9 protein-coding genes are annotated in these 10028 nt (G+C 30.2%); 1 reads left to right on the forward strand and 8 read right to left on the reverse strand.

The window, feature by feature from the left end:
- From V6U76_RS02960 to V6U76_RS02975, 4 genes are all read right to left on the reverse strand, one after another.
- The coding region (locus V6U76_RS02960) for a twin-arginine translocase subunit TatC (RefSeq protein ID WP_333023533.1) at nucleotides 1-242 on the reverse strand (242 nt) is incomplete at its 3' end.
- Nucleotides 235-1227, reverse strand: a complete 993-nt coding sequence (gap, locus tag V6U76_RS02965) for a type I glyceraldehyde-3-phosphate dehydrogenase (RefSeq protein WP_333023541.1) — start codon at nucleotides 1225-1227, stop codon at nucleotides 235-237. The genes gap and V6U76_RS02960, both read right to left, overlap by 8 nt.
- A gap of 237 nt (nucleotides 1228-1464) precedes the next feature.
- Nucleotides 1465-2040, reverse strand: coding sequence for an orotate phosphoribosyltransferase (pyrE, locus tag V6U76_RS02970; RefSeq protein ID WP_333023534.1), 576 nt, complete (start codon nucleotides 2038-2040; stop codon nucleotides 1465-1467).
- A 975-nt stretch (nucleotides 2041-3015) separates the two neighbouring features.
- Nucleotides 3016-3435, reverse strand: a complete 420-nt coding sequence (locus V6U76_RS02975; RefSeq protein WP_333023535.1) for a hypothetical protein — start codon at nucleotides 3433-3435, stop codon at nucleotides 3016-3018.
- Nucleotides 3436-3742: 307 nt separating this feature from the next.
- Between V6U76_RS02975 and clpB the strand changes: the two genes are divergently transcribed.
- Entirely contained in the window at nucleotides 3743-6304 is a 2562-nt protein-coding gene (gene clpB, locus V6U76_RS02980) for an ATP-dependent chaperone ClpB (protein ID WP_333023536.1), read from the forward strand.
- A gap of 118 nt (nucleotides 6305-6422) precedes the next feature.
- Here clpB and V6U76_RS02985 read toward each other — a convergent pair whose 3' ends face one another.
- The 4 genes from V6U76_RS02985 to V6U76_RS03000 form a co-directional block, all read right to left on the reverse strand.
- Entirely contained in the window at nucleotides 6423-8036 is a 1614-nt protein-coding gene (locus V6U76_RS02985; protein ID WP_333023537.1) for an aminopeptidase P family protein, read from the reverse strand.
- A gap of 65 nt (nucleotides 8037-8101) precedes the next feature.
- The gene (locus tag V6U76_RS02990; RefSeq protein ID WP_333023538.1) at nucleotides 8102-9019 is read right to left on the reverse strand and encodes a hypothetical protein; all 918 of its coding nucleotides are present in this window, start codon (nucleotides 9017-9019) and stop codon (nucleotides 8102-8104) included.
- Between the two features lie 341 nt (nucleotides 9020-9360).
- On the reverse strand, nucleotides 9361-9567 hold the full coding sequence (locus V6U76_RS02995; protein ID WP_333023539.1) for a hypothetical protein: 207 nt from the start codon (nucleotides 9565-9567) through the stop codon (nucleotides 9361-9363).
- A gap of 89 nt (nucleotides 9568-9656) precedes the next feature.
- Complete coding sequence (locus V6U76_RS03000; RefSeq protein ID WP_333023540.1) at nucleotides 9657-10001, reverse strand: hypothetical protein; 345 nt, start codon at nucleotides 9999-10001, stop codon at nucleotides 9657-9659.
- Nucleotides 10002-10028 lie beyond the last annotated feature (27 nt).

The raw sequence follows: 10028 nt of genomic DNA on the forward strand, positions 1-10028 counted from the left end.
TTTCCCAATTTTTGCTTGGCAATTTTACATCTTTCTAGCTCCTGGGTTGTATAAATTAATGAAAAATCATTATTTCCCTTTTGAATTTCTATTAATGGTGAAAGTAAAAAATTATATATTTTTTCAGAAAAATAGTAACATAAAAAAAAGGCTACAGAAAAAAATAAAAAACATACAATCACACGTTTTCTCAGTTCAGCAAAATGCTCAGAAAGTGACATTTTGGTACCTTGTTCATTCATAACATAGCAAAGCTATATCTAACATTCTCAATGAAAAGGCCCTCTCATTATCATACCATGCTGCAATTCTATACATATCATTAGCTGCGTATAGAGTTGTTAGATCTACAATCGCACTGTATGGACTACGAATGAAATCCACTGAGACTAATGGTTTGTCGCATACGGAAAGTACTCTTTCCATGTTTGCATTTTCAAATGCTTTTATTATGTCAGCTTTCGATATTTTATATCCATTACTAATTGTAAATTTAAAATCAATCATAGATACATTAGCAACAGGAACTCTTATTGCTGTACCATGTAATTTTCCTTTCAATTCGGGAATTATCAATTCAATTGTTTTAGCTGCCCCAGTAGATGTAGGTATAATAGATAGAGCAGCGGCTCTGGCTCTTCGTGGATCTTTATGATTCCCATCAAGCAAATTTTGATCATTTGTATAAGCGTGTATAGTAGTCATAAAACCACTATCTATACCAAAATTAGTGTTAAGAACATGAGCAACAGGTGCAAGACAATTTGTAGTACATGATCCGGCAGATATTATTTTATGCTCCTTACTCAAAATATCATGATTTACACCAAAAACTATAGTTGCGTCTGCATCTTGAACGGGAGCTGAAACAATTACTTTTTTTACATTATGTTTTGCTGCTTCTAAGCGCTTATTAAATGATCCTGTACATTCAAATACAATATCGATATTATGTTTTTCCCACGGAATGTCCTTAGGATCCCGTTCTCTATATAAAAAAATTCTATTGCCATTTACAGTAATAAAATTTTCACTTGATGAGATTTCTCCATTAAATTTTCCATAAATAGAATCATATTCAATTAAGTGCGCGTGTTGACTAGAACTAAGAGAACCATTGACTGCTATAACTTCTATCTTATCATTATAATAACTAATCTCATGTATAGCACGTAGTACACTTTTACCTATCCTACCAAGTCCACTCACTCCAACACGCACTTTCATACTTTTTCCTACATGAAAAACTTTGACATTCTCTTCTTTTAATATAAGCCTTTTCACGTTGATCAGCAATTCCTAATTCAAAATCTTAAAATCACATCTCATTAAAGAGATGATATTCCTTTCAAAATTCGTATATGGAGATTAGAATTATGAATTGTTACTTCTTATTTAGTTGATCAATCAGTAAGACTTTATCATCTACTATACTTTGCTTAAATCAAGTATCTTAAATAGGTACTACAAATAATATCTACTGCCGGGCTTCATAACAGGTATATTCTTTAATTCTTGTGGTAATTCTTTCTCATTATAATTTTTTATATCTAACTCAATTAATGATACTATAGGAAAAGGTAATATTATCTTACTATTTCTTTTGACAAGAGAAGCTTCACCGATAATTTTTCCTCCATTTTCTTCTACACATTTTACCGTGTCAAGTGATGATTTACCTGTAGTAATAACATCCTCAACAATAAGTATTTCCTCACCTTCTTTTATTCTAAAATCACGGCGTAATATAAACTTTCCATTAATACGTTCACAAAACATAAAACGCAGGTCAAGCTGTTTAGCAATCTCATAACCCACAGTAATTCCACCAATTGCAGGTGATAGTACCGAATCTACACTACAAAATCCCCTAATTAATTCATTTTTGATTTTTTTAGCTAATAACGAGCATACCTTTTCTGCTAGCCTTGGATATTCAAAGATTTTAGCACACTGAAGATAAGTATCACTATGTAGTCCTGATGACAAAACAAAATGGCCCTTTAAAATTGCACCAACTTCTTTAAAGGCATCCAACATACAATATTATAATTTAAAATATCTCTGTAAGTTTATAGCAAGTTTGAAAAAATTCAATAGACTTCCTACATAACCTAGAAAGCAGCTCAAGATTGTAAAAAGATGTAATAACAGTGAAACAAAACGTTTGTTTCCGCCGATTTCGATAGCGATCTGCTATCAGCCAGATATAACTCTCTTGCTAGAAAGAGCCTTATTCTCTGTTTTTTGTAAAGGATACTTAAAATTTTAGTAATTGATAATACGTGAGCTTTTAACTTTTTAAAAATTCTAAAATCATGTCGTTTACCGTTAGCAAAGGAAGTAATATAATCTTTTTTTTCCATAATAACTGTATTTTTATGTACTTTTTCTGAATAAAACAGTTTGTGCTTGTACGGTATTTCTGTACCACAACCACCAACACCTCATATATCTACTACATTACTTTTTACTCCCATCAATCTTCGAAATTTCTCTTCATTAAATTTACTTATTTGTTCAAGTTTCATATTTTGACTAATGTTGCTTTCAGTTTAGTATTACCTATTGCTTAGTTATCAAAAACTCTAATGTATTGAAACTTGAGCATACTAGGCACAGATCTCAAATAAATTTTTTGTGCATGTCTTTAATGTCTTGATTTTATACTCTATACAGTCAAAAAGCCATATATTTCTGGGCTTTACTTCATTGATTAATCAATAATGAGGATTTCTGCAATCTTTGCATATCATTGAAAATAATAATAAGAAAACATAATTAACTATAAATTAACTTTATTTATTCAGTAGATATTACAGATCGTTTTCCTATTTTTCTACACTACAACCATTTGTATTACCATATATCTATACTGCCTATAGGGCGTTTAAAAAACATATATAACCCTTGACTATATATTTAGTCAATATCATTTATAATGTAAGCAAAATTATATAAGTATAGTTGAACATTTATTTCATAACAAATTTCGTATCTTACAGAGCAGGTATTTCATCTCGTAGTTAAATGTTCTGAAATTGTTTGTATACCTACATCTTGAACATTATCAGTAGTTTGTGTGCTTTTTGTATTTACCTGTTCTTGAGTTGTTTGTACACATACATCTTGAGTACTGCAAGAAGTTTGTGTACTTTGGGTTGCTGTATGTTTGTTTTGGCCACAAACTATAACAAAAGCAGCTCCAAGAAGAAACGAACATGTAATATAAGGCATTACTGATGAAAAATCACATTGGCTTGAATCTATATAAATCGTTCCTCCTGAATATGGAATACTACCTGCATTATTTATATTTACATAATTATGATGGTCTCCAGCTTTTAAATAAGATGAAAGAAGCTGTACAGTAGAATTTGCTATCCATCCTAATGCTGCTAATGTTGCAGATTTTATAATATTTTCTCTATTCATGTTAATACCTAATAAATTAAATTATATATTTAATATTATAATATAAATTTAGTTTATAAGCAAGTAAAAATCTTTAAAAATTAATATTATTTTTAATTTATTATATTTTATTATTATTTTTATCAGAATAAGCTTAAATAGCTTAACCGCTTTTCTCTTCAATAATGATAATAAAATATTTTATCTTTTATTTTGTATTAAATGTGTATTGTGAAAAATTGTATAAATTTTATCAGTCTTATCTTGCAATAAATCTAAGTTTTACCTAGATAATTAATTGGTATGTACAAACATTAGGTTTCAGATTATGGATTTAAATAAATTCACTGAAAAAGCAAAAAATTTCATTCAAAGTGCTCAAATGAAAGCACTTAGTTCTGGGCATCAAGTTTTCACACCTGAACATTTACTCAAAGCAATGCTTGAAGATGAATCTGGATTCGTCTCTAATTTAATAGATGCTTGTGGAGGTAATGTTCAAGATATTTCTAATTCTTTAAATGCTACAATAAAAAGCTTTCCTGTAGTGGAAGGTCCTGGAAGTGGTGGTCTTCAGCTTTCAAGAGAAATGGCAAGAGTTTTTGAAGATTCTCTCAGTATTGCTACTCGAAATAAAGATTCATTTGTTACTGTTGAACGTTTGTTGCAAGGTCTTGCCATGCAGAAGGATACCACTACAAGTAAAATTTTAGCAGAAAATGGAGTAACACCACAAAAATTGAACTCAGTTATTGTAGAAATGAGAAAAGGTAGAGTAGCTGATTCACAAAATAGTGAAGAGAAATTAAATGCAGCAAAAAAATATACAAAAGATATTACGGAACTTGCTATGCAAGGTAAGCTTGACCCTGTGATTGGTCGTGATGAAGAAATTAGAAGAATTATGCAAGTATCGCTAAGGCGTACAAAAAATAATCCTGTATTGATTGGCGAACCTGGAGTTGGAAAAACTGCAATGGTTGAAGGTTTAGCAAATAGAATTGCTGCAAGTGATGTGCCTATTGGATTACGTGACGCAAAAGTTTTAGCTCTGGATCTTGGTAGCTTGATTGCTGGAACAAAATTTAGAGGAGAATTTGAAGAAAGACTTAAAGCAGTAATCAGTGAAATTTCAAAATCAGAAGGAAAAATTATATTGTTTATAGATGAACTGCATACTTTAATTGGAGCAGGAGCGACAAGTGGTGCTATGGATGCTTCTAATTTGTTGAAGCCTGCACTTGCACGTGGAGAGATTCACTGCATAGGAGCAACAACTCTAGATGAATATCGCGAACATATAGAGAAGGATCCAGCTCTTGCAAGACGTTTTCAGCCTATCTTTATATCTCAGCCTACTGAAAATGATACCATTTCTATATTAAGAGGCTTAAAGGAAAGGTATGAGGTACATCATGGTATAAGAATTACAGATGGTGCAATAATAGCAGCTGCGACGCTATCGAACAGGTATATTACAGATAGGTTTTTACCTGATAAAGCGATTGATTTAATAGATGAAGCTGCAAGCAGAGTGAGAATTGAGATGGATAGTAAACCTGAAGCCATTGATGAACTTGATAGAAAAATCATACAACTTAAGATTGAAGCGGAAGCATTAAAGAAAGAAAATGATGAAAATTCTAAGCAACGTTTGAAGAAAATTAATGAAGAAATTGAAAGTTTGAGCAGTGAAGTAACTGATTTAAATAGCAGATGGCAAATAGAAAAGAATAAGATCGCAAAAATACAAAGTACTGCTGAAAATTTAGATAATGCTAGAAAAGAATTAGAAATAGTACAACGAAGTGGCAATTTAGCCAGAGCAGGAGAACTTATGTATGGCATTATTCCTGAACTTGAAAATGAGCTAAAGAATCAGGAACAAGTAACTAATAGTTTTTTAAAAAAAGAAGTGACCGAAGATGATATTGCAAATATCGTTTCAAAGTGGACAGGGATTCCAGTTGAAAATATGATGCACAGTGAAAAAGAAAAACTTCTTAATATGGAAAGTGAAATAGGTAAGAGGGTGATAGGACAAAAAGATGCAATAGAAGCAATAAGTAACGCAGTTAGACGTTCACGCTCTGGTGTACAAGATACCAATAGACCTTTTGGTTCATTTTTATTTTTAGGTCCAACAGGTGTTGGTAAAACTGAGCTTGCGAAAGCTCTTGCTGAATTTTTATTTGATGATCATTCTGCACTACTCCGTTTTGATATGTCAGAATATATGGAGAAACATTCCGTTTCAAAACTAATTGGTGCTCCTCCAGGATATGTTGGATATGAACAAGGAGGAAGATTGACTGAGGCAGTAAAAAGGAGACCATATCAAGTTATTTTATTTGATGAAATAGAAAAAGCACATTCAGATATATTTAATTTGTTATTACAAATCTTAGATGAAGGAAGGCTTACCGATAGCCATGGTAAATTAATTGATTTTCGTAATACCATCTTAATTCTCACCTCAAACCTTGGTGCAGAAATCATGATTAATTGTGATAATAATTCCATTAAAGATGATGTAATGAAAATATTAAAATCTGCATTTCGTCCTGAATTTTTAAATCGGTTAGATGAGATTATTATATTCCATGGATTAACTAAGGATGATATTTATAAAATAATTGATGTGCAATTTTCTTATTTACAGAAAATTCTTTCTAAACGTAAACTTAGTATTAATTTATCAAATGAGGCTAAAGAGCTGCTTGCAGAAGTTGGCTATAATCCAGAATATGGAGCAAGGCCACTTAAGAGAGTAATACAAGATTGTATCCAAAATAATCTGGCAAAATTAGTTTTATCTGGAGAAGTTATAGAAAATGATGAATTGATTGTATATGCCATTAATAATCAAATCTTAATAAAAAAAGTTTAGATTTGATAGAAGTAGACTGGTATTTTTCATAAGTTATTTATGTTAGGTAAAATTAGTTGACATTTTTAATATTTATAATCCTCCTTATTAAATCTACTGTGTTATAGCAAATCCATACTTAAATTTTACATATTTCCTTAAGCCATTTTTTGTCTACTACGTGATCAACTAAATTTTCATACACAAATTTGTGATAATTATTGATCCAATTAATTTCTTCCTCTATCAGCATATTTTTATTAATCAATTTTTTATCTAGTGGAACACATGTCAGTGGTTTGAAGTATAAAAAACCATCACTCCGTGTGTTTATATACATTAAATTTTCTATTCTCATGCCATATTTATTCTCAATATAATATCCAGGTTCATTGGATAATATCATGTTAGGTACAAGTCTAATATTATTTCCTTTTACTATTCCTTGCGGTCCTTCATGAACTGATAAATAACTTCCAACACCATGCCCAGTACTATGCATATAATCTATACCATATTTCCAAAGATGTATGCGTGCAAGAATATCCAATTCTCCACCAGTTGTATTGCTAGGAAAAACACTACTCGCTATCGCAATATGAGCTTTTAATACTAAAGTATAATAAGTAATTTGTTCATGAGATGGCGTGCCAATTGCAACAGTTCTTGTTACATCTGTTGTACCATCTAGATATTGACCACCAGAATCAATTAAGTATAAGCCATGTTCTTTTATAACTTTATTTGTACTTTGATCCGCTCCATAGTGAATTATAGCCCCATTTTCATTAAAGGCCGAAATTGTACGAAAGCTTGGTTGTTTAAAGAGATTCTGTCTTTTTCTATATTCTAGAATTTTCTCTTCTGCATCAAGTTCAGTAATACCTTTATTATTCTCAAGCCAATATAAAAAATTTGTTACTGCAATTCCATCTCTGATATGAGCACTTTTCATGCCTCTTATTTCTATTTTATTTTTTATTGCCTTATTTATTATACAAGGATCATCTTTTTCGATTATTCTAGCACTCTCGATTAAATTCTTAATATTCATCAGAGTAAAATTAGGATCAAGAATAATTGCACCTAATTTATTTAATGCACTATGCAGCTCTTCAACACCTAAGGTGTTTACATGTTTCTCTGGTAAAAAAAAATCTTTTTGTACAAACAAATCAACTGTACAATCTTTATATAATATGACTGGACATGACACTGATGGAGTATATTTGGCATTTTCATCTCTAATATTAAGTAGCCAAGATACTGATTCTTGACATGTAATAAGCAGAGGTTCGTCTAAGGTTTTTGCTATTCTAGTACACTTTTCTTCACTATTTTCTCCGCAGTATTCTATTGGGTGTTGTACTATATTTAATTCTTGATCCATTATTTTAATAAAATGTGGAACTAATTTACAAATATCTTCATATTTTCTTATATTATTTATGGTAAATTTAGATGAATTATAACCGAGAGTAGTATCATATGATAAAACTTTACTCACCCATTCCCATGGGTTTTTTTTGTGAATATTATATATATCAAAGAGATCCTTATTTAATTGATTATTGGCTTGCAGAAGGTAACGTCCATCAGTAAAAAACTGGCATTTACCTTCTTTCATAACGATTAAAACTCCGTTTGTACCAGTGAAACCACATAATTTTTGTGTGGTTTCTTTATCTCTTTCAACGTTTATTATAAACGCATCAACATTCATTGATAAACGAAATTCTTCTAAATTTAACATGACGTAGTATTTACTAAATGCATATATAAATACTAAATTTTTAAATTTAAAGATAGTTGAATGTCTTATGCTACTATATTTTGTACATTACCTGTAATAGTTACATCTTCTAATTCATTATTTACGTTTTCTGATTTCTTATAGTTATTGCAATGTTTTTCTATTTGATCACGCAATTCAGCATAAAGACCTACTAACTCTTCAGTTTTTTCAGGATCATTATTTAAATTTTTGATTACTTGATTGTACCATTCAGTGCAATGACCTACTAACTTTTCAAAATCTTCTGGATTACTAATGATCATAGAGATCATTTCGTTAAGGTTATGCAACCTGTCTAGCGCTGGTAGGAGATAATCACATTGAGAATAAGTAATAGATTCATATTCTTGTGTATTTAATTTTGGACTAACATAACAAAGAAATGCAGAAGCTATTAGGAAAACCGCAAATGATATAATAGGGGCTATAATGCAACCACATATTGCTGTAATAATGCCAACAACTGATGACATAAAAAACATTATTGTTAATTCCGTTGATGCCCATGTGAGCTCTGACTTAATATACGAATAAAATACTTCAGTTATAACTTCACATAATTGTTCTTCTGTCAGATCAAAAAATGTACCATTATTAGGATCATAGAATGCAAAATTATTATCTAAGTTTTTCTTGATTAGTATAGCATGTGCATGATTATCTTTTATTCCTGATTTGTAAAAGGAGAGCTCTTTATAATCACCCATATTCATTTTTGTTAATTTCAAGTCTTGTGCAGCTAATATTTTCGGTATTTGAAGTGAAATGCTCTGATAGTTGTTGTGTATTACGTATGCTTCTTTATCTGATATTCTTTTCACATTATCTGTGAAAAATTCTTTTCTTTTGGATGTTAGTATATCTATACGAATTAATGTAATACACGCTTTTAAGCCCAAAACGCAAACATTTTCTTGTAGTTCGATATTGCCATTTTGCACTTCCTTAATTAATTTATCTGCTAACTGTTTTAATGATGTTTCCTTCTCAGTGTTATTATTAAATATTTTAGAAAAGCTTCCTTCCTTGCTAATAGATCACATAAAGCAAAATACCGACAGAGATAGTAGCATAATCCTTTTTTTATTCCCTCTGGATCTATATTGAGAGTTTTTGTATACTCTTGCAATATTTGTTCGTTGGATAAAACAAAAATTTTTATATAGTGAGTATGAGGCAAAAGCATTATACTGAAACAACTAGCAATCCCTAATTTTGCCTCAATTGAAATAATGAAAATTTTGATATGCAAATGAAATCATAGGAGAAGTACTTCTAAAACTCATGTTCTTTTCACAATAGAAAAAGATTCTACAGCTTTTTGCTCTTGTAGTGGCTTTACATCATATATTGTTGTTAACCATCTTGATGATCCATTCTGTTGAGCGGAAACATAACGAGACTTTACTACGTTATCTCTGATTTCAAAAACAGTATACATACCATAACTACTACTATTACCTTGATTTTCTTTGTTATTTTGAGGCATAATTAATCTTTTAATAAATGTGCTAATATTTTGATAGTACCATACCAAAAATGTTTTGTTAAGTTTATAATTTTCAAAAAGTTATTATCCTATAAATTTTTTATAAGTTCTACTTGTTTAAATTGCCGTATTTTACTCAAATCTTTTATTGAAGAATCTGGCTCCTTATTACCTTGTTGCAGTTCATATAAAGAAACAACTAAACCTAAACACCCAACAGTTATCACTATTGCACCACAAACTACATTAACATAAGTCGTCAATACTGCTCCTATTAAAATTCCAAGTATAGATATAGCAATAAGAGGCTTACAAATATCACTTTCTTCCTTTGGTGGTTTCTTTTTTCTTGGTTGATATACATGCTGTTGTTCTTCTATAACTGATGCTTTTTTTTCTAATTTCAACATTTCTTCATCATTATTTTTTAACAATGTATTAAAGACTTTGATACATTGTTA

Source organism: Wolbachia endosymbiont of Pentidionis agamae, from assembly GCF_036711655.1.
Taxonomy (GTDB): Bacteria; Pseudomonadota; Alphaproteobacteria; order Rickettsiales; family Anaplasmataceae; genus JAZHPY01.

What these genes read in the sequence shown, in the direction of transcription:
- gap (WP_333023541.1), bottom strand. Translation starts at nt 1,227, where the DNA reads ATGAAAGTGCGTGTTGGAGTGAGTGGACTTGGTAGGATAGGTAAAAGT.
- pyrE (WP_333023534.1), bottom strand. Translation starts at nt 2,040, where the DNA reads ATGTTGGATGCCTTTAAAGAAGTTGGTGCAATTTTAAAGGGCCATTTT.
- V6U76_RS02975 (WP_333023535.1), bottom strand. Translation starts at nt 3,435, where the DNA reads ATGAATAGAGAAAATATTATAAAATCTGCAACATTAGCAGCATTAGGA.
- clpB (WP_333023536.1), top strand. Translation starts at nt 3,743, where the DNA reads ATGGATTTAAATAAATTCACTGAAAAAGCAAAAAATTTCATTCAAAGT.
- V6U76_RS02985 (WP_333023537.1), bottom strand. Translation starts at nt 8,036, where the DNA reads ATGTTAAATTTAGAAGAATTTCGTTTATCAATGAATGTTGATGCGTTT.
- V6U76_RS02995 (WP_333023539.1), bottom strand. Translation starts at nt 9,567, where the DNA reads ATGCCTCAAAATAACAAAGAAAATCAAGGTAATAGTAGTAGTTATGGT.